This window comes from Halovivax limisalsi (assembly GCF_023093535.1).
Classification (GTDB): Archaea; Halobacteriota; Halobacteria; order Halobacteriales; family Natrialbaceae; genus Halovivax; species Halovivax limisalsi.
On sequence record NZ_CP095757.1, the window covers coordinates 2,058,602 to 2,084,348 of the forward strand.

19 protein-coding genes and 1 tRNA gene are annotated in these 25,747 nt (G+C 64.6%); 12 read left to right on the plus strand and 8 right to left on the minus strand.

Annotated features, from left to right (window positions below; genetic code table 11):
* Positions 1 to 78: 78 nt before the first annotated feature.
* Both mre11 and rad50 read left to right on the plus strand, forming a co-directional pair.
* A complete protein-coding gene (gene mre11, locus MXA07_RS09425; RefSeq protein WP_247728353.1) occupies positions 79 to 1,638 on the plus strand; it encodes a DNA double-strand break repair protein Mre11 in 1,560 nt (519 codons plus the stop codon).
* On the plus strand, positions 1,635 to 4,337 hold the full coding sequence (gene rad50, locus MXA07_RS09430) for a DNA double-strand break repair ATPase Rad50 (protein WP_247728354.1): 2,703 nt from the start codon (positions 1,635 to 1,637) through the stop codon (positions 4,335 to 4,337). The genes mre11 and rad50 overlap by 4 nt, the downstream gene beginning before the upstream one ends.
* A gap of 92 nt (positions 4,338 to 4,429) precedes the next feature.
* Here rad50 and MXA07_RS09435 read toward each other — a convergent pair whose 3' ends face one another.
* Genes MXA07_RS09435 through MXA07_RS09445 form a run of 3 tightly spaced genes read right to left on the minus strand, consistent with a single transcriptional unit; the run spans position 4,430 to position 5,541 of the window.
* Entirely contained in the window at positions 4,430 to 4,876 is a 447-nt protein-coding gene (locus tag MXA07_RS09435) for a DUF7346 family protein (protein WP_247728355.1), read from the minus strand.
* The gene (locus MXA07_RS09440; RefSeq protein ID WP_247728356.1) at positions 4,860 to 5,318 is read right to left on the minus strand and encodes a DUF7322 domain-containing protein; all 459 of its coding nucleotides are present in this window, start codon (positions 5,316 to 5,318) and stop codon (positions 4,860 to 4,862) included. The genes MXA07_RS09435 and MXA07_RS09440 overlap by 17 nt, the downstream gene beginning before the upstream one ends.
* A gap of 43 nt (positions 5,319 to 5,361) precedes the next feature.
* Positions 5,362 to 5,541 (minus strand): DUF7331 family protein, encoded by a 180-nt coding sequence (locus MXA07_RS09445; protein WP_247728357.1) that lies wholly within the window; start codon positions 5,539 to 5,541, stop codon positions 5,362 to 5,364.
* Between the two features lie 271 nt (positions 5,542 to 5,812).
* Here MXA07_RS09445 and MXA07_RS09450 point away from each other — a divergent pair, with 271 nt between their 5' ends.
* The 9 genes from MXA07_RS09450 to MXA07_RS09490 all read left to right on the plus strand — a co-directional run bounded on the left by MXA07_RS09450 (position 5,813) and on the right by MXA07_RS09490 (position 20,092).
* Positions 5,813 to 9,769 (plus strand): DNA polymerase domain-containing protein, encoded by a 3,957-nt coding sequence (locus MXA07_RS09450; RefSeq protein ID WP_247728358.1) that lies wholly within the window; start codon positions 5,813 to 5,815, stop codon positions 9,767 to 9,769.
* A gap of 356 nt (positions 9,770 to 10,125) precedes the next feature.
* Positions 10,126 to 11,037, plus strand: a complete 912-nt coding sequence (locus tag MXA07_RS09455; protein ID WP_247728359.1) for an ABC transporter ATP-binding protein — start codon at positions 10,126 to 10,128, stop codon at positions 11,035 to 11,037.
* Positions 11,038 to 11,094: 57 nt separating this feature from the next.
* On the plus strand, positions 11,095 to 12,525 hold the full coding sequence (gene sufB, locus MXA07_RS09460) for a Fe-S cluster assembly protein SufB (RefSeq protein ID WP_247728360.1): 1,431 nt from the start codon (positions 11,095 to 11,097) through the stop codon (positions 12,523 to 12,525).
* 1 nt (position 12,526) lies between these two features.
* Positions 12,527 to 13,747, plus strand: coding sequence for a Fe-S cluster assembly protein SufD (sufD, locus tag MXA07_RS09465; RefSeq protein WP_247728361.1), 1,221 nt, complete (start codon positions 12,527 to 12,529; stop codon positions 13,745 to 13,747).
* A gap of 266 nt (positions 13,748 to 14,013) precedes the next feature.
* Positions 14,014 to 15,018 carry a hypothetical protein gene (locus tag MXA07_RS09470; RefSeq protein ID WP_247728362.1) on the plus strand — a complete coding sequence of 335 codons (1,005 nt, stop codon included), beginning with the start codon at positions 14,014 to 14,016 and terminating at the stop codon, positions 15,016 to 15,018.
* A 160-nt stretch (positions 15,019 to 15,178) separates the two neighbouring features.
* Positions 15,179 to 15,673: a ferritin-like domain-containing protein gene (locus tag MXA07_RS09475; protein ID WP_247728363.1), complete on the plus strand. Its 495-nt coding sequence runs from the start codon at positions 15,179 to 15,181 to the stop codon at positions 15,671 to 15,673.
* A 46-nt stretch (positions 15,674 to 15,719) separates the two neighbouring features.
* Entirely contained in the window at positions 15,720 to 16,142 is a 423-nt protein-coding gene (locus MXA07_RS09480; RefSeq protein WP_247728364.1) for a metal-dependent transcriptional regulator, read from the plus strand.
* A gap of 749 nt (positions 16,143 to 16,891) precedes the next feature.
* A tRNA-Gln gene (locus MXA07_RS09485) sits at positions 16,892 to 16,964 on the plus strand.
* Positions 16,965 to 17,893: 929 nt separating this feature from the next.
* On the plus strand, positions 17,894 to 20,092 hold the full coding sequence (locus MXA07_RS09490) for a S8/S53 family peptidase (protein WP_247728365.1): 2,199 nt from the start codon (positions 17,894 to 17,896) through the stop codon (positions 20,090 to 20,092).
* Positions 20,093 to 20,539: 447 nt separating this feature from the next.
* Here MXA07_RS09490 and MXA07_RS09495 read toward each other — a convergent pair whose 3' ends face one another.
* From MXA07_RS09495 to MXA07_RS09510, 4 genes are all read right to left on the minus strand, one after another.
* On the minus strand, positions 20,540 to 21,058 hold the full coding sequence (locus MXA07_RS09495; protein ID WP_247728366.1) for a PIN domain-containing protein: 519 nt from the start codon (positions 21,056 to 21,058) through the stop codon (positions 20,540 to 20,542).
* The gene (locus MXA07_RS09500; protein WP_247728367.1) at positions 21,059 to 21,376 is read right to left on the minus strand and encodes a hypothetical protein; all 318 of its coding nucleotides are present in this window, start codon (positions 21,374 to 21,376) and stop codon (positions 21,059 to 21,061) included. It abuts the gene before it with no gap.
* A 198-nt stretch (positions 21,377 to 21,574) separates the two neighbouring features.
* Positions 21,575 to 21,763, minus strand: a complete 189-nt coding sequence (locus tag MXA07_RS09505) for a hypothetical protein (protein WP_247728368.1) — start codon at positions 21,761 to 21,763, stop codon at positions 21,575 to 21,577.
* 171 nt (positions 21,764 to 21,934) lie between these two features.
* Positions 21,935 to 22,858, minus strand: a complete 924-nt coding sequence (locus MXA07_RS09510) for a ZIP family metal transporter (protein WP_247728369.1) — start codon at positions 22,856 to 22,858, stop codon at positions 21,935 to 21,937.
* A 172-nt stretch (positions 22,859 to 23,030) separates the two neighbouring features.
* Here MXA07_RS09510 and MXA07_RS09515 point away from each other — a divergent pair, with 172 nt between their 5' ends.
* A complete protein-coding gene (locus tag MXA07_RS09515; protein ID WP_247728370.1) occupies positions 23,031 to 23,651 on the plus strand; it encodes an METTL5 family protein in 621 nt (206 codons plus the stop codon).
* A 29-nt stretch (positions 23,652 to 23,680) separates the two neighbouring features.
* Here the strand turns inward: MXA07_RS09515 and MXA07_RS09520 are convergent, their stop codons facing one another.
* Positions 23,681 to 25,663 carry a rhomboid family intramembrane serine protease gene (locus tag MXA07_RS09520; RefSeq protein ID WP_247728371.1) on the minus strand — a complete coding sequence of 661 codons (1,983 nt, stop codon included), beginning with the start codon at positions 25,661 to 25,663 and terminating at the stop codon, positions 23,681 to 23,683.
* Positions 25,664 to 25,747: the final 84 nt, after the last annotated feature.

Consider the following 25,747-nt stretch of genomic DNA (forward strand, 5'->3'; position numbering starts at 1 on the left):
TCACGTCGAGCCCCCTCAGCGCGAGTTACGGACACGCACGACGGAATCCATATAGGGGCCGCGTTCGAACGGTCGGTGATGACGCGGGTGATACACACGGGCGACACCCACATCGGGTACCAACAGTACAACTCGCCCGATCGGCGCCGCGACTTTCTCGCGGCGTTCGACCAGGTCGCCACCGACGCCATCGAGGCCGACGTCGACGCCGTCGTCCACGCCGGCGACCTCTTTCACGACCGCCGCCCCGGACTCGTCGACCTCCAGGGAACGATTCGGGTGCTCCGCCGGTTGGCCGACGCCGATATTCCATTTCTGGCCATCGTCGGCAATCACGAAACCAAGCGCGACGCACAGTGGCTCGACCTCTTCGCCGATCTCGGGCTGGCGACCCGGCTCGGCTCCGAGCCGATGCTCGTCGGCGACGTGGCTCTCTACGGCCTGGACTTCGTCCCGAAGTCGCGCCGGGACGCCCTCTCGTACGATTTCGCCCCGCCGCCATCCGGCGCCGCCCACCGCGCGCTCGTCGGACACGGCCTCTTCGAACCGTTCGCGCACGCCACCTGGGAGACCGAAACGGTCCTGTCCGAGGCGTCGGTCGACTTCGACGCGATGTTGCTCGGCGACAATCACGCGCCGGGTACCGCCGAGGTCGCGGACACCTGGGTCACCTACTGCGGATCGTCCGAGCGTGCGAGCGCGAGCGAGCGCGACCCGCGGGGATACAACCTCGTCACGTTCGACGACGAGGTGACCATCACCCGGCGAGGCCTGGATGGAACGCGCGAGTTCGTCTTCGTCGACGTGGAACTGGACGAGGGCGAGGGAGTCGATCGCGTCCTCGAACGCCTCGGGCAGTACGAGCTCGCGGACGCGGTGGTGGTCGTCACCATCGAGGGCGAGGGCGACCCGGTCTCGCCGGCCGCGGTCGAGGAGTTCGCGTTCGAACGCGACGCGCTCGTCGCGCGGGCCAACGATCGCCGCGAGATCGCGGACTCCGAGGCCGACCTGCAGGTGTCGTTCGCCGATCCGGATACCGCGGTCACGAAGCGACTGCGCGAACTGGACCTCGGGACGGGCGCGCTCGCGATCGACGCGACCGTCCGCGACGAGACCGTCGCGGACTCGAACGTCCGCGAGGCCGTCGAACGCAGCGTGCGCGACGGACTGACGGACGACGGCCTGGAGCTCGCCGTCGACCTCGACGGACCGGGCCCTGACCCGACCGATTCACACGTGACCGACGATGCCGACGGGGCCCTCGATCTCTCGGACGAGGAGCAGCCCGACGAATCGAACGGATCGAGCGACGATTCCGAGTCCGGAGCGGAAGCCGGCGCTGACTCCACCTCGGCCGGGGGAACCGACGATAGTTCGGCCGCCGGCGATGACGCGGCTGCGACCGATGACGAGTCAGTGACTCCGGCCGGTGACGAGCCCGCGGCTGAGGCTGCTGTCGAGTCACCGACCGAGGACAGTCCCGCCGGTGTCGACGACGTCCCCGACGGCGAAGACGGTGCCACCGTCGACGACGCCACCGACGCCGCCGACGCGGACTCGGCTGGCGACCCGGACGAATCGAGCGACGAGGCGACCGTCGCGGACGACACGCAGGTTTCGATCGGTGATTTCTCGTGAGAGTAGAGCGCCTCTCGCTGACCAATTTCAAGTGTTACGGCGAGGTCGATCTCTCGCTCTCGACCGGTGTGACGGTCGTTCACGGGGTGAACGGCAGCGGGAAGTCGACGCTTCTCGAGGCCGTATTCTTCGCGCTCTACGGGTCGAAAGCGCTCGACGACCGAGCCCTCGCGGACGTCATCACCACCGGCGAGGATGGAGCGTCGGTGACCCTCTGGTTCCGTCACGCCGGCGCGGAGTACCGGATCGAACGCCGCCTCTCCAGGCGGGACGACCGGGCGGTGACGACGAAGTGCGTCCTCGAGGGGCCCGAGGGAACCGTCGACGGCGCGAGGGACGTGCGCGCCTTCGTCACGGACCTCCTCCGGATGGACGCGACGGCGTTCGTCAACTGCGCGTACGTCCGGCAGGGCGAGGTCAACAAACTCATCCACGCCTCGCCGGGCGAGCGCCAGGACATGATCGACGACCTCCTCCAGCTCGGCGCCCTCGAATCGTACCGCGAACGGGCCAGCGAGGCCAGGCTCGGCGTCTCGGACGTCCTCGACGAAGTTCGCGGCGAAGCCGCGACGCTCGACGAACAGATCGAGGCGAAGGAGGAGAAATCCCTCCACGACCGCCTCAACGGGCTCGAGACGAAGCGGTCCGACGTCGTCACGGAGATCGAGCGATTCGAGGAACAGCGCGAGAACGCGATCGAGACGCGCGATTCCGCTCAGGACGTCCTCGATACCCACGAAGAGATCCGAGAGGAACTCGAAGATCTCGACGAACGGATCGAAACGCTTCGCGAGAAGATCACGGAGACAGAGTCGGACCGCGAGGAAGCGGCAGAACGGCTCTCTGATCTTCGATCCAGACGCGAGGACGTGAGCGACCGGATCGAGTCGCTTCGCTCCGCGCTCGAAGGTGATCTGCCGGACGAGGACGCCATCGAAGCCAGACTCGCGGAGCTCGACGATCGAGAAGAGTCGCTTCGCTCGTCGCTCGAGGATACCCGCGTCGAGATCACCGAACGGACGGGAACGATCGAGAGCCTTCGCGAGACGGCCGCGGAGCTCGAGGAGGAGGCCGAGACGTCCAGGTCCGACGCCGAATCCCTCGCCGAGACGCTCGCGGCCGATCGGGAGACGATCGAAGAACGCAGCGAGAAGCTCGCGGAGCTGGACGAGGATATCGAGGACGCTCGCGCGCGCTTCGAGGACGCACCGGTCGACCCGTCGTCCGTCGACGACCACCTGTCGACGGTGCGCGAGCGCGAGTCGGAGCGCCGCGAGGAGCTGACCGAACTGACGACCGAGCTGGCGACGGTCGAGTCCGCCATCGAGGAGGCCGAGGAGCTGCTCGAAGCCGGCAAGTGTCCGGAGTGTGGCCAACCGGTCGAGGACAGCCCCCACGTGAATGACCTCGCGGAGGAACGCGAGCGTCGCGAGACGCTCGCGGCCGAACGCGACGAACTGGAGGCCGAACTCGAAACGCTCGCCGAGCGGATCGAGCGCGCGGAGTCGCTCGCGGAGACGGCCCGCCGAATCGACCGACTCGAGGACCAGCGCGAGTCACTCTCGCAATTACTCGAAGAGAAACGCGAGACGGTCGAGGACAAAGTCCAGCAGCGCGAGTCGTTGATCGACTCCGCCGAGGACGCCGAGGCGACGGCGACCGAGAACCGCGAGCGAGCCGCGTCGATCGAGGACGAGATCGAAACGTTGCGCGAGGAACTCGGCGAGTACAACGAGCGACTCGCCGCGCTTCGCGAGACGCGCGAGCAGGTCGAAACGCTCCGGAGCGAGCGGGCGACGCGGGCGGAGATCGACCGCGAGATCGAGACCGTTCGGGAGCGCAGGGCCGACTGGAAGACGATGAACGAGGAACGGCGCGCCCAGCTGTCCGACGCCCGCGATCGCCGATCCGAACTCGAAGCCGAGTTCGACGACGACCGGGTCGAGGCCGCGCGGGAGAATCTCGCGGACGCCCGGTCGTACATCGAGCGCGTCGACGAGAAACTCGACGAACTGCGCGGCGAGCGCGACGACCTGCAGAACGCCATCGGCGCCGTCGAGAACGAACTCGAGGAACTCGAATCGCTTCGCGAGCGACGCGAGGCGGTCGCGGACCGTATGGAGGCGCTCGAATCGCTCCACGCGGACGCCCGGACCCTCCAGGACACCTACGAGACGCTCCGCGCGGAGCTCAGACAGCGAAACGTGGAGACGCTCGAACGCCTGCTCAACGAGACGTTCGAACTGGTCTACCAGAACGACTCCTACGCCGGCATCGATCTCGACGGCTCCTACCAGCTCACCGTCTACCAGAAGGACGGCGAAGCGCTCGATCCCGAGCAACTTTCGGGCGGCGAGCGGGCCCTGTTCAACCTGAGCCTGCGGTGTGCGATCTACCGCCTGCTCGCGGAGGGCGTCGACGGCGCCGCGCCGCTGCCGCCGCTCATTCTCGACGAACCGACCGTCTTCCTCGACGCCGGTCACGTCGGCCAGCTCGTCTCGCTCGTCGAGTCGATGCGCGAGCTCGGCGTCGAGCAGATCGTCCTCGTCAGTCACGACGAGGAACTCGTCGGCGCCGCGGACGACCTCGTCCACGTCGAAAAGGACGCGACGACGAATCGATCCACGCTGGCCCACCGTGACGCACTCGACCTCGTCGACGGTCTCCCGGCCGCCGGTCGGGCGGGCTCCGGCGACTGATCTCGAACCGGTCGATGGCTTCCGTGTGGGCGATAGCAGCCGATAGGCTCTGATCAGTCGCCTCGCCCGTCGGTCCGGTCGACGCGCTTCCGTTACTGTGACGTCTGGTCAGCCGACGTGGACCGTAATTCGGTGAGCGCCTCCGTCGCGAGGTCGGTGGTCCGGTACGCCCGTTCGCCGTCGACCGAGTCTTCGTCGAGCAGGCCGGCCATCGTCAGCGACGTCAATCGACCGCCGAGGTCGCTCTCGCAAAACGTCGACTCCGCCAGCAACGTTCGGACGTCGATCGGCCCCTCGTCGTCGATCCAGTACAACAGTCCCAGCGTCCGGGTGTCGTGGACGTTCTCGATCACCGTCCGGGTGGCCGCCGGAGCGGCGAGGGCGAACGCTTCGAGCGGTGATTCCTCGGGCTCCGGCTCGAGTCGGTCGTTGCCGACGTAACACTCGGCGCCGGTCCGCGGGTCGCGAACGAGGCTCGCCTCGTCGGCGCGTTTGAGGAGCACGTACCTGGTTCCGTCGTCGTCACGAACTGTCTTCATGGGTGTCGGTTGAATCGCTCGAATCTGACCGATCGTGCGTATCGGCACTCGACGCCTCGGACTCCGACGACCGTGCTGGCGTTGACGAGGCGTCGGCGACGTTCGAATCCACTTCCGGCGGTGGTCCCTGCATGAACGCCCGGTAGCGGCGATAGGCGAGGCCGAAGAGGGCGATGCCTGCAATCACCATGGCCGCCCCCTCGCGAATCCACCCCTCGAAGTAGATGAGCATCGGCCCGACGGCAACGCAGAAGACGGCCACGTTAACGACGAGCACGGTTATCCAGAAGGTCTCGACGACCTCCTTGGGGGCGTCTGTCTCGTCCGTCTCGACCGCGGGAATCGTCAGTCCGGGCGCGTCCGGATCGTGCAGATCGGACTCGGGATCCCACTCCTCGGGTTCGTGCTCGCTCGGTTCGAGTTCGAAATCGTCGAGCCCCACACCCGGCTCTCGGTCCGGTCGGCGAAAAAGGGTGTCGATGGATTCAGGCGAACTCGTCGAGACACAGTGTCCGGTCGGTCTCTACCCAGGCGAGTGGGTTCTCCGTATCGTAGAAGACGACGCCGTCCTCGGTCTCGTAGGAGTCGATACTGGGAACCGTGACGCCCGTCGATTCCCGCTCGTCCGTCGTGTCGTCGTTGATGCGGGTGGACACTGGTGTCACCTCGACTTGTGCTACGTGTTATCACGTTATATGTCTTGTTGCCCCGACACCGCCGGAAGCGAGCGGGGTAAACCAGATGTTTACAATCTTCAGGGCCACTCTCAGTCGGTGAGAATGGCCGAATTCGATCCGGCGCACGTCGTCCTCGCGCTCCGCGCGAATTTCGGTCGACTCACCTCGGCGATTACGTCGCATTCCGTGAACTCTGACCGGGAGCGCCTTCCTCGCCGAGTGACTGGGTTTATACCATCGGCCACCAAACCGCGTGACGATGAGCGACGAGGCCCAGCAGGCCCTCGGGGACTTTGCGGGCGGAACCGACGAGCGGCCGGACGCGGAGGCCGCCCACGTTGCCGGCGCCGGCCGGTCGAGCGACGCGACCGTTCTCGACCCACGACGTGAGACGCTACCGGACAGCCGGGGCGACCTCGACGTCGCCGTCATGCAGGTCGATTACACGATCGTCGGCCGGGGCGACGACGAGCGCCCCATCGTCCACGTCTTCGGTCGGACCGATGCGGACGAACTCGAACACGTCCAGATCGTGGGCTTTCGGCCGTACTTCTACGCGCCGACCGAGTCGGTCGACGACGACCGGCTGTCGAGTTACGATCGGATCACCGACTGGGCGGAAACGAACGCCGACGGCGAGCCCTACGAGAGCATCCGCGGGACACGACTGACGAAGATTTTCGGGCAGACCCCGCGCGACGTCGGCCAGATCAGAGACGAGTTCGACCACTACGAGGCGGACATCCTCTTTCCGAACCGGTTTCTCATCGACAAGGACGTCCGTAGCGGGATCCGCGTTCCCGAGCGCCGGGCCGACGACGGTTCGTTGATCGTTCCCCACGACGAGGTCGAAGCCGTCGACGCCGACGCGACCCCGCGCGTCCAGACGTTCGACATCGAGGTCGACGATCGGTCGGGCTTTCCGGAAGACGGCGAGGAACCGATCATCTGTCTCGCGAGCCACGACTCCTACCGCGACGAGTACCTCCTCTGGATCTGGGACGCCGACGACGGGGACGGGACGGTTCCGTCGACGCTCGAGGAGTACGAACCGATCGAAGGCGAGATCGACCACGACGTGCGCGCGTTCGAGACCGAGGAAGCGATGCTCGAATCGTTCCTCTCGTACGTCGACGAGACCGATCCCGACGTGCTGACCGGGTGGAACTTCGACGACTTCGACGCTCCGTACCTCCTCGATCGCCTCGAAGCGCTCGACGGCCCGCACCACGACTACGACCTCGACGGCGACCGCCTCTCGCGCCTGGGCGAGGTCTGGCGGAGCAACTGGGGCGGCCCCGACGTCAAGGGCCGCGTCGTCTTCGACCTGCTCTACGGCTATCAGCGGCGCATCTTCACCGAACTCGATTCCTACCGCCTCGACGCCGTCGGCGAGAGCGAACTCGGCGTCGGGAAGGAACGGTATCCCGGCAAGATCGGCGACCTCTGGGAGGACGATCCGACGCGATTGCTTGAGTACAACCTCCGCGACGTCGAGATCTGCGTCGAACTCGACCGCCAGCAGGAGTTGATCGCGTTCTGGCGCGAGATGGCGACCTTCGTCGGCTGCAAACTAGAGGACGCCCCGACGCCCGGTGACGCCGTCGACATGTACGTCCTCCACAAGGCGAACGGCCGGTGGGCGCTGCCTTCGAAGGGCCGACAGGAGGCCGGCGACGAGTACGAGGGCGGCGCCGTCTTCGATCCCATCACGGGTGTGCGCGAGAACGTGACCGTCCTCGACCTGAAGAGCCTGTACCCGATGTGCATGGTGACGATCAACGCCTCGCCCGAGACTCGCGTCGATCCCGAAACGTACGACGGCGAGACCCACGTCGCCCCTTCGGGGACACACTTCAGACAGGAGCCGGACGGCGTCATGCGCGAGATGATCACGGAACTGCTCGCCGAGCGCGAGGAGAAGAAGTCGCTGCGGAACGAGCACGAACCCGACACACGCGCGTACGAACAGTACGACCGCCAGCAGGGGGCGGTGAAGGTCATCATGAACTGCTTCACGCCGGATACGGAGGTATTGACTCCAGATGGGGTGTGCGAAATCACCGATCTCGAGGTCGGTGACGACGTGTACTCTCTCGATCCGGACACGGAGGAACTAGAGATCAAACCCGTCGTCGAGACCCACGCGTATCCCGACTACGAGGGCGACCTGATCGACATCGAGACGAGCAAGATCGACTTCCGCGTCACGCCGAATCATCGCATGCTCGTTCGTAAGAACGAAACGAACGGAATCACGGAAGACGACTATCGGTTCGTCGAAGCGGGCGAACTCGATCGCGCGACGAATTACGAACTTCCCCACGACTGGGATGGTCCCGACGGTGACGACCTCGAAACGGTCGATCTCACCCGGTTCCTCGACGGTGACTACGAGGTCTGGGTTCGCCCGTCCGTTCACGGTCACACGTTTACCGCCGAACTCGGCTGGACTCCAAGGCGCGTCCCGAAAGCCGACGTCGGTCAGACGGGGTACGTCTTTACCGCAGACGAGTTCGAAGCACACCGCGAGTATATCGAGGAGGTCTGTGAGACGAGCTTTATCCACCGCGAATCCGGACGGAAGTGGATTCCCCGGACGTACGAGGGAGATGCTTTCCTCGATTTGCTCGCCTGGTTCGTGACGGAAGGGAACGTCTACACGTCCACGGAGAAGGCCTTCGGTGAGAATGTTCGCGGGTCTGCGACGACCATCCAAATTGCCCAAAACGAACGGCCCGTCGCCGACGGCGGGACCGACCATCACACCACGATCGGAGCGTTGCTCGACGAGCTGGGCCTGGATTACTACGTCGACGAACGGAGCTACCAGTTTACCTCGAAACTCCTCGGAGACCTGTTCCGCGAACGGTGTGGTGAGACTAGCTTCGAGAAGCGGATTCCCGAGTTCGTCTTCTCGCTCAGCCAGCGGCAGAAGCGTCGATTCCTCGACGTCCTGATCGACGGTGACGGGGACTGGCAATCCAATTCGTGGCGGTACACTACCTCGAGCGATCGGCTCCGCGATGACGTACTCAAACTCTGTGCGCATCTGGGACTGACCGCGAACTACAATCAGGATAGCGGGTCGTGGCGAATTTACGTAACCGAGTCGTCGAAAAACACGCTTCGAATGCACCGAAGCGCGACCGAGAGTCGGGCTGAAGATGGGGTGTACTGCGTCACCGTCGAAGACAATCACACGCTGCTGGCCGGCCGAAACGGCACGTTCCAGTTCATCGGGCAGTCGCTGTACGGCGTATCAGGATGGGAACAGTTCCGGCTCTACGACAAGGAAGCCGCCTCGGCAATCACGGCGACAGGCCGTGAGGTCATTGAATTCACCGAAACCGCCGCCAACGAGCTAAACTATAAGGTTGCGTATGGCGACACCGATTCGGTCATGCTCGAACTCGGCCCCGACGTCTCCCCGGACGAGGCGCTCGAGCAATCCTTCGAGATCGAGGACTACATCAACGGACGGTACGACGACTTCGCGCGCGAGGAACTGAACGCCGACGAGCACCGCTTCCAGATCGAATTCGAGAAGCTCTATCGACGATTCTTCCAGGCGGGCAAGAAGAAGCGCTACGCGGGCCACATCGTCTGGAAGGAGGGCAAGGACGTCGACGACATCGACATCACCGGCTTCGAGTACCAGCGTTCGGACATCGCTCAGATCACCAAGGAGGTTCAGCACCAGGTCATCGAGATGATCGTCCGCGACGGGGACATCGAGGGGGCCGAAACCTACGTCAACGGAATCATCGAGGATTTCCTCGCGGGCGAGGTGTCGCTGGACGAGATCGCGATCCCCGGCGGCATCGGCAAGCGACTCACGGAGTACGAGACTGATACGGCCCACGTTCGGGGCGCGAAGTACGCGAACCTGCTGCTCGGGACCAACTTCCAGCGCGGGAGTAAACCCAAGCGGGTCTACCTGGACCGGGTCCACGACGACTTCTTCCAGCGCATCGAGGCTCAAGAGGGGCTGGACCCCGCCGAGAACGGCGTCTACGAGGAGTTCAAGCGCAACCAGGACGTCATCTGTTTCGAGTACGACGACCAGATCCCGCCGGAGTTCGAGATCGACTACGAGAAGATGCTCGACAAGACGCTCAAGGGCCCGATCGAGCGGATTTTGGAGGCGCTGGACATTTCCTGGGAGGAGGTGAAGTCCGGTCAGGAACAGACCGGACTGGAATCGTTCATGTGACCGAATCGGGCGCCTCGACTCAGTTCAGATTCTCGGCGGATGCGACGCAGCTGCCGGTTGAACCATTCGGCAGCTCGGTGGGTATCGTCATCATCGGATCGTGATCAACTCTCGAACCGATCCGCGTATCGGGACGTGCTTCGCGTTCTTCCGTCCCGGATGGCCCGGATCGCTGCTAATCTCTCCCGATGGGGTTCACTCGTCCGCGCGATCCACTTAGCCCCGTTCGAACGCGGTAACGTCGCGGTGGTTTCCTATTTGAGAAAATAATTTGCTGGGAAGGCAAAGCGGTCTGGTCCAAATGCGAAATCATTATGAGTCCAAGTCCCCCATCTTCGGACGACTGAGAAGACACCATGGCACGATTAGAACTCAAAAATCTGCACGCGAGCGTTGCTGAGGGCGACGAGAAAATTCTCGACGGGGTCGACCTCGAGGTCGAGTCCGGCGAGATTCACGCCCTGATGGGCCCGAACGGTTCGGGGAAGTCGACGACGGCGAAGGTCATCGCCGGCCACCCGGCCTACGAGGTCACCGAGGGCGAGGTGCTGATCCATCTGGAAGACGACGAGTTCGGCGACGAGATCGAGATCGACGAGGACCAGCGCACGTGGAACCTCCTCGACCTCGAACCGAACGAGCGAGCGGCGCTCGGCGTCTTCCTCGGCTTCCAGTACCCCGCCGAGATCGAGGGCGTCACGATGACGAACTTCCTCCGCACGGCGCTGAACGCGAAGATCGAAGAGCGCGAGGAGCTCTTCGAAGACGAGGACGAAACCGAAGCCGACGACGCGGACGACGAGGGCTACGAGACCTCGCCGATGGAGGGTCCGGCCGACGAGGGCGAGGTCGGCGTCGCCGAGTTCCAGGAGATTCTGCAGGAGAAGATGGCCCAGCTGGACATGGACGAATCGTTCGCCCAGCGCTACCTCAACGCCGGCTTCTCCGGCGGCGAGAAGAAGCAGAACGAGGTCCTGCAGGCCGCGATCCTCGAACCCTCGATCGCCGTCCTCGACGAGATCGACTCGGGGCTGGACATCGACCGCCTGCAGGACGTCTCGACGGGTATCAACGCCCTGCGCGACGAACAGGGCACGGGCATCCTCCAGATCACCCACTACCAGCGCATCCTCGACTACGTCGAACCCGACCACGTCCACGTCATGCTCGACGGCAAGATCGCCAAGAGCGGCGGCGCGGAACTGGCCGAGCAGCTCGAGGACAAGGGATACGACTGGGTCCGCGAGGAAGTCTACGAGACGGCCTGATCGACGCCGATCGGACGAAGGGTCTTACCGCTAGAGACGCAAACCTACACTACGAACATGAGCTCAGAACAAGATCACCTGCAAGAGACGGACACCGAGGAGCGCTTTGCGTTCAAGAACGAACACAAAGCCGCTCTCACCTCCGAGAAGGGCCTGAACGAGGAGACGATCAGGCTCATCTCGGAAGACAAGGACGAACCGGAGTGGATGCTGGAACGGCGCCTTCGCGCGCTTCGGCTGTTCCAGGAGATGCCGATGCCGACCGACTGGCCCGGCCAGCCGGACCTCTCCGAAATAGATATCGACGAGATCGTGCCGTACATCCGCCCGGACGTCGACGCACGCGAGGGAACCGACGACTGGGAGGACCTCCCGGACGAAATTAAGGACACGTTCGACAAGCTGGGCATCCCGGAAGCCGAGAAGAAGGCGCTCTCGGGCGTCGGCGCCCAGTACGAGTCCGAGGTCGTCTACCAGAACATGCAGGAGCAGTGGGAGGAGAAGGGGGTCATCTTCATGAACATGGACCGCGCGGTCCAGGAACACCCCGACATCGTCAAGGAGTACTTCATGACCTCCTGCGTCCCCCCGAGCGACAACAAGTTCGCCGCGCTGCACGGCGCGGTCTGGTCCGGCGGCTCGTTCGTCTACGTCCCCGAGGACGTCACGGTCGAGATGCCGGTCCAGGCGTACTTCCGCATGAACTCGGAGGGGATGGGCCAGTTCGAGCACACGCTCATCGTCGCCGAGGATGGCGCCGAGGTCCACTACATCGAGGGCTGTTCCGCCCCGAAGTACTCCGCGTTCAACCTCCACTCCGGCGGCGTCGAGGTCTTCGTCGGCGAGGACGCCCACGTCCAGTACTCGACGGTCCAGAACTGGTCGCGTAACACGTACAACCTGAACACCAAGCGCGCGATCGTCGAGGCAAACGGGACGATGGAGTGGGTTTCGGGCTCGATGGGCTCGAAGGCCACGATGCTGTACCCGTGTACGATTCTCAAGGGCCGCGGCGCGACGGACACCCACATCACGATCGCGTTCGCCGGCGAGGGCCAGGACATCGACACCGGCGCGAAGGTCTACCACAACGCGCCCGACACCAGCTCGACCATCGAGTCGAAGTCGATCTCGAAGGACGGCGGCCGCACCAACTACCGCGGCCTCGTCCACATCGCCGACGGCGCCGAGAACGCCTCGACGGCCGTCGAGTGCGACGCGCTGATGTTCGACAACGAGTCGACGTCCGACACCATGCCGTACATGGAGATCGAGGAGTCGAAGGTCGACGTCGCCCACGAGGCGACCGTCGGCAAGATCGGCGACGAGGACATCTTCTACCTCCAGTCGCGCGGGCTGGACGACGACGACGCCAAGAAGATGATCGTCGCCGGCTTCATCGAGCCGATCACGGAGGAACTGCCGATCGAGTACGCCGTCGAGCTCAACCGACTCATCGAGCTCGAGATGGAGGGAAGCCTCGGATAACATGAGCACGCAGGTACACGCCACGGTCTCGGAGGAGACGGTTCGGGAGATCAGCGAGACGAACGACGAGCCCGCGTGGCTCACCGAGACGCGTCTGGACGCGCTCGCGAGCCTCTCGGAACTGGACATGCCGCCGGTCATCCGGACCCCCGGGCGCGACTGGACGAACCTCGACGCGCTCGACTTCGAGTCGCTCGTCGATCCGCTGAACGCGGCCGAGGCGAAAGACCTCGTCGGCGACGGCGACGTCGTCGTGACGACGCTGGCCGAGGCGGCCACCGACGACGAGTACGCGGACATCGTCCGCGAGCACTTCGGCAGCATCGTCGATCCGCAGGAGAACTACCTCACCGCGCTGTCGACCGCGCTGTTCACTTCGGGGACGTTCGTCTACGTCCCGGAAGGGGTCGACGCGGAAGACGTCAAAATCCGGACCGAGATGAACTCCCGGTCGCTGTTCAACCACACGCTCGTCGTCGCCGAGGACTCCTCGTCCGCGACGATCCTGGAGCGGCAATCGACCGGCGATGCCGTGGATGCGGACGACCGCTACTACAGCGCCATCGTCGAGGTCGTCGCCACCGAAAACAGCCACGTCCAGTACGGCTGGCTCCAGAACCTCGACGAGGACACCTACAACTACACGCTCAAGCGCGGCTCGGCCGATACGTACGCCACGATCAACTGGATCGAGGGCAACCTCGGCTCCCGCCTGACGAAGTCCGCCGTCGAGACCACCCTCGACGGCAGCGGCTCCGAGAGCCAGATCGTCGGCGCGTTCTTCGGCCACGAGGCCCAGCACTTCGACATCAACGCCCGCGTCTGGCACAACGACGAGCACACGACCGCGGACCTCGTTACCCGCGGCGTGCTCGACGACGAGGCCCGCTCGGTCTACGAGGGCGTCCAGGACGTCGGCACCGAGGCCTGGGACACCAGCTCCTACCAGCGCGAGAACACGCTGATGCTCTCGGACGACTCCGAAGCCGACGCGAGTCCGAAGCTCATCATCAACAACCACGACACGGAAGCCAGTCACTCCGCGACCGTCGGGCAGGTCGACGCCGAAGAACTGCTGTACATGACCTCGCGCGGCATCCCGGAGGACGAGGCCACCGACATGCTCGTCGAAGGCTTCTTCGTTCCCGTTCTGGAGGAGATCGCGATCGACGAGTTCCGCGACGACCTGCAGTCGCTGATCCGGGCGCGACTCGACGAGTAAGCGAGCTCGCTTGTTCTGACGATTTTCACCGGCAGCCGACCGATCGCGTTCGCTTCGGTGACGATGATACCGCGCCGCGTCTCCCGAGCGGGCGTCCCGGGGATCGTACCCCGCGGGACGCCAGCACCGCTTTCGTGACGGCTCGTAGCCCGCCGGCATCATTCGTTTTTCGGCGGCTCGGTGACGACTCGCTATCCCCCAGATTCGATACATAACTCGGTTGTCTGACGGGTCTTTTTGTATGAGGATGGCGTTAGTGAGAATCGATGCCGACACTCTCGCTCGAACTCGACGAGGAGACGCTGGAGACACTCGAGGTGGAGCGCTCGCTCATCGGGTTCGAGAGCACCGCGGCGTACGTTCGCTGGCTCCTCGCCCAGCGCGCGACGGTCGACGGGGACGCCGATACGGGGACGGTCCTGTCGGCCTACAGCGATCGTATCGCCGATCTGGAAGCGCGTCTCTCGGCAATCGAAACACAGGCCGGTCCAGACGATACCGAGTCGGCGGATCCCGAACGGTCGCCCTCCGACGCCGATTCGACGGCCGTCGACGCGGGTGCAACCGCGGACGGTCCGTCGACCGACTCCCCCGCCGGGTCCTCAGCCGCCGATAGCGAGTCGACACGACGTCGAACGACGGCCGACGGCGGGTGGACGACCGTCGCCGATCCAGCCTCGAGCGACGCTGCTTCGGTCGAACCGTCGAGACCGGACCCAGCCTCCGCCACCACGGCGGTGGACGAGTCGCGTTCGTCCGTGAGCGACGAGGCCGGAATCTCCTCGATGAACCTGCGGCCGGAACGGATCGAGCGAATCCGTGACGAGCGGCTGTCGGACGACGCCGGCGAACTCGGATCGGTCGAAACGGATCGCGTCGACGAACTCTCTCGGCGTGCCGTCGCGAAGACGCGCGAACGGCTGGATCGCGACGTCGAGACGGGGCTCGAGTATCGCTCTGCGACGTCGCTCGCCGACACCAACGGCGACATCCGTCCCGGCGAGGACGTGGCAGATCTGGATGCGCTGGACGTCCCCGGTCGCTCGGCCGATCTCGTCGAACGGCGACAGGAGCTGATCGGCGTCGCGCTGGCGCACCTCCGCGACGCGGGTTCGGCCAAGAAGGGCGACTTCGTCGACGCGCTGTACGAGGAGTATCCGGCCGGCTACGGCTCGCCGGGCGGCTGGTGGCGCTGTCTCAAGACGGGACTCAAACAGGTCGACCGCGTCGACGGCGGCGACGGAAGTCGCATCTGGCGACTGACGGACTGAGATCGTCCGACGCTTCGATCGGTCTGGTTGTAGTTTCGACGTCGACGCGAAGGTGTCGTGTCCGGGGCCACGAGACGTTGCCGGTCGATCACTGTGTCAGCCGCGATCGTCACGGCTGCGGACGGGGGAAGTTAAGTAGACCGGACACTGAGCCATGTGCATGAGTCTGGGACAGCGCGTGACGACCGACCACCAGCTCGCCCGGTTGCTCCAGATCGGGATCGTGCTGGAGGAGGTCGTCGAATCGCGCGCCGCCCACCACCTCGAGAGCCTCCCGGCGGACGAACGGGCGGCGATCGACGACGAGGTCCGCGAGCTCCTGGACGAGGCGGCCGCGGAGTCGGCCACCCACCGCGACCGACTCGAGGCTCTCGTCGCCCACCTGGAGGCGGAGACGGTCTCCTACGACGAGATCAACGCGCTCGTCGACGCTCGCTACGGCCCGCCGGAGGACACCGACGGGGTCCTCTACGACCAGTTGTGTAACGAAGAAACCGCCTACAAGTTCTACGACGACCTCATCGAGGCGATCGAAGCGTCCGACGCCGAGTACGCGATCGATCGCGCGCAGCTCCTCGAGACCCTGCGCGAGATTCGCGCGGAGGAACGCGAGGGCGTCGAGGACGTCACCGACATCATGGAGCGACGAGCATGACAGGATCGAACGCGCGAACGGGAACGCGACAGCCGGAGGGGAACCGATGAACACGGCCGATCAGTACCTCAAGGCGGTCTACCTGGCCCAGCTGATGGACGACGGCCCCGCCGCGACCGGCCAGCTCGCGGACATGCTCGACGTCAGCCCCGCCAGCGTCAACGAGATGGTCGGCAAGCTCGAGGACCGCGACCTGCTCGAACACGAGAAGTACAAGGGCGCGACGCTGACCGACGACGGCATCGAACGCGCCCACGACGCGCTGACGACCTACTGCATCATCGAGCGGTTCCTCGCGAACGTCCTGGAGGTCGAGGAGTTCCGCGAGGAAGCTCGCGCCCTCGAGGCAGTCATCGACGACACCGTCGCCGAGCGCCTGGACACGATCATCGACCGCCCCGCGGAGTGTCCGGAGTGTTTCGACCCCGAGGCCGACTGCTGTTCGTACCTGGAGCCGAGTCTGGACTAGGCGATCGAGTGGACTTTCCCTCACTTTGCAGTGGCGAGCTTCACGCTAGTCGGTCCCGGTTCTCCGCTCAGTTAGATGAACGTCGCTACCCTCGGCTCGATCCGTTCACATTACGGATACCGACCGCGGGCCGTTCCCGCGGTCGTGGCCGTTCGCGACTGGTGAGCCTTCGCGCAGACAGTCCGGTCGAGCCGATGCCACGTCCATCCCGGATCAGTGCGATGTGGCGTCCCGGATAGCCACCTTCGACGGTCGACACCACGGGTGACACAGATCCCCCAATCCAGCGGTCGACGGTGGCAGTCGCGTCGAGAACGGCGCCGAGACGCGAGGCTACCGATACCGAGCGGGAAAGGTCTCGTGCGAGACGTTTATGTCTCGGGGGCGGGAAGTGAATCATGGCTTCGGCCTTCGCGGGTTGGAAGCCACCGTCTCGGGTGTTCCTGCACCCGGGACATTTTCGCGCACGTCCCCTGGCGACGACTGATGGAGACGATAGCTTCCGGTTTGAGATACGAGCGATCGTGACTTATATCTAACTACTATGGAAGACAATTTACGATCCATGGCCGCTTCTTCGACCGAATTATGGATTCGGATCGCTGTCGAGTTTGGTTCTCGGATCTCTGTACCGAGTGAGGATTCGGATTTATTTCTCCGAGAAACGGTATCGGGCGACGCCGGTCGATGGACCCGGTCGAAAAGTAACACTATTAGTCCGTCGCCGGTTACTCAATTAATGCGTGCGGAGTCCCGTGGTGTAGCGGCCAATCATAGCGGCCTTTGGAGCCGCTGACGGCGGTTCGAATCCGCCCGGGACTATTTTCGCATGAACAACTTCGTGAGCGCGAAATATCCTCGGCGGTTCGAGCCAGAGGGCGAGCGAAGCGAGTCCACGCGGTTCGAAACCGCCCGGGACTACTTCTGCCGTAAGCGCCACGTATCCCCGTCGGTGATGCGAACCCTGCAAGCCCCAGCCCGGGACGGGACCGAAGGGAGCGAGCCGGCAGGCGAGTCACGAGTACGGGACTCTCGGGCGGTTTGAAGGAGCCAAGTTCCAGCGCGTGAGCGGAGCGGACGCGACCGGCGACTTCGTTCGAAGCCGCTGGAGACGGTGCACTCGGACCGCTAACTGCCGCTCGTCGTGTGCGATGGGTATCGTCGGCCGACCGAGCGGTCTGGTCCAGACGACGGCGTGATACAGCGGAGGAGATCGAGTGAGGAGGCTAATACGTGTGGTCTCGGCCTCGATAGTACCACGCCCACGGGATTCTGTCCCAGAGCCGTTCGTATCCGTAGTACGTCCCTGTCTTGTTGATGTTCGTACCGATCCCGATACTGAGGGCGTCACCAGATTGCCAGTGATGAACAGTGCGACAGTGATCGCGTGATACCGACGATGAGCGTCCGGACCAACAGCGTCTAGACGAGCGCTCGTGACATCCGTTACTGCGGCGATCGAGTAAAGACGCCCTGTACAACCCGTCGAACCCGATCGAACACGGCTATCTCTACAACCGAATGCGTCACCAGGGGAGGAAAGATATTCTGCACTCGGGTCGTCTTGGGGCATTCAATTACCGGCAAGTCATCTATACGATAGATAATCATTTGAAGAGGTTACACTGCTGGATTCGCTCGACCACCAGCCGACTGCGCGGCGATAAAACTGGTGAGTACCTTGGCGCCGTTCGTGAACGGTCCGAACGTGCACGTGTCTGCCGAGTGAGAGCAGGACCTAATTTCAATTTGTGAGAATATCAGCAACTAGTATCATGTTCTCTCCGGAACAGGAATTTGGTGTAGAGCGCATGCAAGAAGAAATCAGCGTCGAATCGACCAACCTGCACACGCACAGAGAAATCGGTCCAGAATCGGAGATCGAAGTGCGGTTCACCACTTCTGTCGATCGCAAGTCGGCCCAGACCGGCTTTGCCCTCACCCCGGACGTCCGGGGGGACATCGAGTTCGAGGACGACGACACGGTCGTCCGGTGGACGCCGCTCCGACCAATGACTGAAGGCGAATACACCCTCCACCTCGAAGAGATTCAGAACGTCGAACAGACCGGTGAAATCGACCCCGTTCAGGTCGGGTTCGCCGTCAGCGAACAGCACGGGCCCGAACTCGACGTTCCCGACGAACACGTCGTCCTCTCGCGTACGCAGGTCGCCTTTCAGATGATAGATGAAGACCTGGAGGTCGTCAAGGTTTTCGACCCGGAAGCGGAGGAGGGGTACGAACTCGGCTTCGACGGGAACGGAGACCGAGTCGATCCCCAGGAACTACTTTCCGAGGAGTACGAGGCGTTCTCCGAAAAGTACGGGAAGATCCACCCGGTACTGTACGAGGAGATGCAACAGGCGTCCGAGCCACTCGCTGTCGCCCTCTGGATCGATGTCGACGAGGAGGCGGTCGACAAGAGCGAGTTCGAACTGGCTGCCCTCCGCGACCGACCGGACGCCCTCCTCGCGTACCGCGAACAGGTCACGGAGGCCCAGGAGGAGATGGCCGAGCGACTAGACGAGCAGTTCCAGGTGACGGTGGATCGCGAAGAGTCCCTGGAGACGGTACCGGTACTCCATTTCGAGGCGGAGCCGTACGTCCTCCGCGAACTGTCCGAACTCGACGAAGTCGGGGTTCTGTTCCTCGACGAATCGGACGGAATCGACGACCTCTCCGACTCGATGAGCGTCTCGAATGCCGACGACGTGGTCGACACGCACGGATGGCGGGCGACGGACATCCGGGTTGGAATCTGGGAATCCGGACCGGACGACCTCTCGGACCTCAACATCGATGAGCATTACGACAGTACGCGCTCGGAAACGAGCGAACACGCCCGGCTCGTGACCTCTATCGTCAAAAACGACGAGGAGGGCGTGCCGGACGGGTACGGCCCGGACTCGAAGGTGTACGCCGCTAACAAGTACACCCGCGACGCGCTCGAGTGGGCCGTCGTGGGCAAAGAGTGTCGCGCGATCAATCAGAGCTTCCACCGGGACTCCGAGCCCAAAAACGGCGTCCTATCGTACGACGATGTGTTGAAGGATTATCTGGTCCTGCATTATCCCTACCCCTTCATCGCCCAGGCGGCTGGCAATTACTGGAGCGGTGATTCGGACGGTATCACCCCGCCCTCGAGCGAGTACGTCAACCACAAGGGATACAATAGCCTCAGCGTCGGGAATCACAATGACGGGGCCACCGCGATGTCGGGATCGTCGGTCTTCCGTAATCCCAATTCCCCCGGCTCGTACGACGACCGGGAACTCCCAGAGATCAGCGCGAACGGCGTCGGCGTGGACGCCGTCGATCTCTCCATGAGCGGCACGAGCTTTGCGTCCCCGGCGGTAGCGGGCTCGGCTGCGTTGCTCCAGAACATGGACAATACCCTCCTGTACTGGCCGGAGGGAATCCGTGCAATCTTGCTCGCCGGAGCGAGTCGGAACATCTCCGGACGCACCTGGCAGGAGGATCTCGGGTCCGATGGCGTCGACGGTACCGGGGCGCTCGACATAGATACGGCCAGACGGATCGCGCTCAATCGGCGATCCGAAGACGACTCCCCGACCTCCCGAGGATACGACGTCGGAAGTCTCAGTTCGAGCGATTTCGACGATCGAGGGCGCTCGAAGTTCGAGTACCGCGTTCGGGTGCCGAACCGACCTCACCAGACCCACGTCAAGGTCGCCCTCGCCTGGAACAGCGAGGTCACGACGAGGTCGGTCCTCGGCAATCGAGTGTTCCTCTCGTCGACGCTCGAGATGGATTACGATCTCCAGATATACGACGAGCACGATACCCTGATCGCGTGGAGCAGCTCGTGGGATAACAGCTACGAGATCGCCGAGTTCGACGCGGTCCCCGGCCAGACGTACACAGTGAAGATACGCGAGTGGTCGGGCAGCGGATCGTCGTGGTACGGAGTGGCCTGGACCGTCCACTAGCCCACACCGGGCCCACCGTGGACGATCGAACCCGCTCTTTCAACGGCTATCGACTTTCGTCCACAACGTTCGCTCCGGTTCCAGACCGGTCTTCGTGGATTGTCGCGACCGAGACCGCGCGGATCGACCCGGTTGCGTCGATCGCCTGGGCGGCTCCGAGTTCGCGGGATCGGCGGCGAGCCGGAGAAACGCGAGCCAGGATGCTCCCTTCGAACTCTCATGCTCGTACAATCGGTGGTGAAATCGGACACTTCAGCGGCCTTCGGGCCGAGTTTCGAAACGATTCGCGGCATTTGAACGGCTGGTGGCGGTTCTTCGCCGACGCTTTTTTCGCGAACGCACTGCCCGGCCCTGGCCGTGACGTCTGTGACGGTCCATCTGGTTGTGTTCGATTCACTTTCTCGAATCCGCCCGACCCATCGTCTGGCGGCCTTGTCGATGGACCGCTCACCGTTTCTGCCGGCCCAACGTTAGCCGTGCCTGCTCCACGTACGTGTTCGACTCCCAGCTCCGCGCGTCGCGCATCGTCGACAAGAGATCTTCCGCCGCTGACGGGTCGAGGCGCTCGTTGCGAACTAACGCCGTCAATAGCGTCGGCGTCGTCACGAGTCGAGTGTCGGCCAGGGACACGTGAACGAGCGCGAGCCGATTGAATTCGTCGCAGAGAAATTGCGTCGCGTCGAGGTCGTTGGCGAGCGATACTGCTGCGTTCTCGCCGTCGTCGAGGGGAAAGTCCTCCTCGAGTTCCGCGGGTTGTACGCTGAACCGCGACAGGTGATCGAGTACGTCCCGTGCGGCCGCTGCCGATCGATCGTCGTACGCTGCGGTGGTTTCCAACTCCGAGACCACCCGCTCCGGAATGCAGACCTGAGAGGAGTCCAGAATCCTACTAAGAGGCGATGTCTCGTGTTTTGCGACGATTCCGAGACTGACGAGCGCGGACGTGTCTGCGACGAGAACCGTCATTTACGAGTTCGCAAGTTCCTCCGCAGTCTCTTCGAGGAATTCCTCGCTCAGTTGGTCCTTGAGGACGCGAAAATTCGCCGCTTCCTCGTGTCCGACGAGGTTCTTCAATTGCTCGAACGTGATCTCGTCGTCGTAGTACGCCCCGGCGATCTCCTGTTTGATGTCGTCGTCGTGAGCGGCGTCGCGGAGGTACTCGCGCAGCGCACTGGTGAGAATGTCCGTCCGGTCGGTCTCGAAGACCGACGCGAGCGCGTCCGCCCGATCGACCAGGCCTCGGGGAGCGCGGAACTGCACTCGCTTCTTCCCTTCGGAACTCATGTGTGTACAATGTGAGTGCCATCGGTTAACTCTTTCTTCGGTCCCGCTGTCGGTGGGGAGTACGGACGGAGAATTCGGTTTCGATATTCTCGAATCCGCCCGGGACTACTACCACGTACGATCAACAGGTGTCCCGGTTCGTCCGCAGTCGACCGACCGTCGCGTGAGTCGTCTTCGCCCGTTGCCCGTCGGTGCGTCTCAGTAGCCGCCGGCGTCGTCGAAACAGCGCCCGCACCTGGAGGCGTCGGCGGGCGGTCCGTCCTCGCCGAGTCGCTCGACGTGATGGGACGGCACGTGGCGTAATGCGCCGCAAGTCGTCCGTTGGGCTACCGGGTTCTCGCTCGCCCGGTGGATCGTGTTCGTGTGCACGTTCACTATCCGATGCATGGTCGGACGACTCGGCGAGCGTCGAAAAATGGACGGCATGCAAGTGGCGGGGTGTGGCCGCGTCGTCGATCGCCGCGCGGACGATGGTCCAGCGTGCGACGAGGTCAGACCGAACGGCGCCGGCCACGAACATCGCGAGCGTCCGACGACGGAGCGGACGAGCCCCATCTCTCAGAGCACCGTCAACGGCAGCATCGCGAGGACGCCGATCCCGAAGCCGGTCGCGAGTTCCCGGTAGCCCCCGTTCGGGAGCGCGTTTCCGGTCTTCAGCGCCTCGGGCACGAACTCCGTGGCGACGAGGTAGACCATCGCGCCCGCGGCGAAGCCGAAGCCGAACGGGAGGAACGCCTGGGCCCACGAGACGAACGCGTAGGCGATCACGGCGCCGATGGGCTGGGGTAGGCTGGAGAAAATGGCCGCGCCGACCATGCGCCACTTCGAGAGCCCCATCGCGCGCATCGGGATGGCGATCGCCGTTCCCTCGGGAACGTTGTGGATCGAGATGGCGACGGTCACGAACACCGCCAGCAACGGGATCGAGAAGCCGAGGACCGAGACCCCGCCGTCGAGGCCGAGTTCGGCGAACGAGACGCCGACGGCGACGCCCTCCGGAAAGCTGTGGATCGTGAGGATGCCGAGGATGAGCACGAGCGTCTTCAGGTCGCCCTCGGCGAAGGCCTTGGCCTCCAGTGCGCGATCGCCGTGGTCGTGACCGGCGCCGTCGGTCTTGACATCGTCGCCGATCGCGGTCGCGTGCGCCGGCTCCTCGCGGCCGTGATCCTGGTCGTCGTGATCGTCGTCGCCGACGTCGACTCTGTCCAGAAGCCAGTCACCGACCTCGACGAGGGCCGCCCCGGTCAGCAATCCGGCGACCATGAGCGTGGGGAATCCGCTCGAGGCGTACGCCAGCCCTTCGTCGACGAGCCCGAACACCGACACGGTCACCATGATCCCCGAAGCGAGCCCCCAGAGCGCGACGTTCCACCGGTCGCTGAAGTCCTCGACGAAGAAGAACGGGAGCGCCCCCAGTCCCGTCGCCAGGGCGGTGACGAGTCCGGCGACGAAGACGAGAGCCAGATTCTCGAGCAAGACCATACCGTTCCTACCCGCACCTGGGTAAAAACACTTTCCAATTCGAAAACCAAATTTTGGTTATCCTAAAACATCGTTCGATCGGTATCCATCTGGCGGCCAGATCGCCGTCGAACCGCGGGCGGCACGCCCCTGGTATCGAAACGGCTTCCCGCCCGGCGGTTCGAGAAGTGGTATGGGGAGCCGGCGAGACCTGGCTCGACGGCTGGGCCGGGTCGACGACTTCGACGAGCCATCGGTCGACCTCGAACAGTACCTCACTTCGCCGGATCTCGCCGCGTCCATCTGTCACACGGCGGCGATGCAGGGGGACCTGCAGGATCGGCCGGTCGTCGACCTCGGGACGGGAACGGGGATGCTCGCCCTCGGCGCGCGAACGGCCGATCCGTCCCGAATCGTGGGGCTCGACGTCGACGCGGCGGCGCTCGCGATCGCCCGGTCGAACGAGCATCGCCTGTACGAGAAGGCCGCGATCGACTGGGTCCGCTCCGACGCGACCCGACCGCCGCTTTCGCTCACGAACGCGACGGTCCTGTCCAATCCGCCGTTCGGCGCCCAGCACGATAGCGCCCACGGCGATCGGCCGTTCCTGAACGCGACGTCGGAGCTCGCGTCGGTCTCCTACACGGTGCACAACGAGGGGAGCCGATCGTTCGTCGACGCCTTCGCAGCCGACGCCGGTGCGTCCGTCACTCACGCGTTCGCCGCGGAGCTACCGGTCGACCGCCGATTCGACTTCCACACCGAAGATCGATCGGTCCTGCCGGTCGAGGTGTACCGAATCGAGTGGCCGTGACGCGCCCGGTAGGCCCGGAATCGTTCCCGTCAACGGTAGGTTTCGACCGTCGCGAGGACCACCCGGGAGTCGTCGTGGGCGACGACGAGTCGGTCGGCTTCGCGGGTCACCGAGAGCGAATCGAGCGGGACCGTCTCGTCCTCGTCGGGAATCGCCGCGGCGGCGACCGTCTCGTTTTCGCGGGTCGCCCGGAGTTCGAACGTTCCGTCGGTCGAGGCGAGCTCGAACCCGTAGCCGGCGATGCGCGTGTCGGAGCGTACCGCCTCGGATTCGAACGCGAGCGTCGGCGGGGCGTCGTCGCTCGAGAGGTGGACCTGGTAGACCGTCTCGTTGCCGATGACGGACCAGCCGCGTCGCTCCGCGACGGCGGTCTCGCGCCAGCCGAGGCCGCCGACCTCGACCGTCCCGCGCCCGGTGAACGCGAGGCGCTCGGCGCTGATGGCGTCCGTCCAGACGTGGCGCTCGTCCGACCAGACGATGACGCCGCTCGCGGTGACGTTCCCGTCGAGTCCGAGGGCTTCGACGGGCGCGACGGAGACGAGCTGGTTCTCGACCGATTCGTCGTAGGTGAGGTGATAATCCTCGATCGATATCGTCGGTTCGCTCGGCGCGTCGTCGTACGCGAAGGCGTTGACGAACACGGCGGGCCCGGAGATCGCGGCGAGGACGAGCAGTACCGCGAGCAGGGCGGCGCCGCGCCGGGAGAGTCGATCGAGGTTCGTGACCGAGAGCAGTGTCGCGCGGAGGCTCGACGTAGATTGGCCGCGCGCTGCGCTGGCGTGGTCGTCGTCGGCTGCGGTTTCCGCCCCTGTGGGTTCACCGGTCCCGTCGTCGGTTCGTTGGATCGACGCGTCCGACGGGGGTTCCCGCGGTGCGGTGTCAACCGAGGCCGCGGTCGGGCGCCTCCTCGATTCGGCTCGGTCCCGATCCGTCTCGGTGTCGCCGCGTGGTGACCTACCGCCGCCACGGTGGATCGATCCGTCGACGGTCGGCATCGACGAGTCGTCGATCGACTGCGGTGCCGGATCGCCCGGCGAGGAATCGTCCGGCGAACCCGGCCACGGGACGAGGGGCCGTTCGGACGCGAAGACGGCGAGGACGACCACGATCGAGAGGGCGAGGACGGCGAGGACCCCGGGCCCGCGCAAGAGGTGGTAGCGCCGGCCGGATCCGAACCAGTAGATCGCCCACATGGACTGGGCGAAGGCGTAGAGCGTGACGGCGACCGCGAACCGGAGCGGATCGGGCCGGCGCGTCCGGTGTCGAAGCAGGCCGATACCCAGCAGCAGGCCGAGTAAGAACCCCAGCGCGTGGCCCTGAATGGCGATCGTCGCCCAGGAGGGCGGCGCCGGGGGACTGGCGGTCGCTTCCACGGTGATCTGGGGCCAGCGGATCGCACGGATCGTCGTCGCGAGCGCGCCGTGGGCGCCCAGCGTCGCGACGATCGTCGCGATCGGGTAGTGGACGATAGCGAACCCGGCGAACGCGAACACGACGCCGGAGAATCCGATCACCGGCCCGATGGCGAACAAACTGGTGAGGAGCCCGACGGCGACGACGATCAGCGGAAAGACGACGAACGCCCGCAGACGCGGATCGGTTGGCATCCGCGGGATTGGTTTCGCCCCCTCCGTCCGAGGATAGTGCCCCCAGGCGAACTCGGCGATCGGAGCCACGACGAGCGCGCCCGTGAGATTCCCGAGGAGGTGACTCTCGCTGGCGTGGGCGAATCCCGCGGTGAGCATCCCGAGCGGGTACTGATAGGACCACGCGCGAAACGGGAGGACGACCGGATCGTCCCAGTCGGCGCCACCGCCCTGGACGAACAGGTAGACGCAGCAGACGAACGCGACGACCACGAGCGTCCCCCAGGGGACGCCGAGATAGAACCTGTCGCGAAGCGGGTCGATCAGGTTCGTTCGATCGCCGTCGACCCGGCGAATCGTCGCGACGCCGGCGGCCACCAGGGCGACGACGGCGACCAGCATCCCCAGTTGCACCCAACGCTCCATACGACCGACCTGACGTCGGACGCCCAAAGCGGTTGCCCCTCGCGTCGGCGCGCTTGCGAGGCTTCGAAAGGTACAAACGACCGA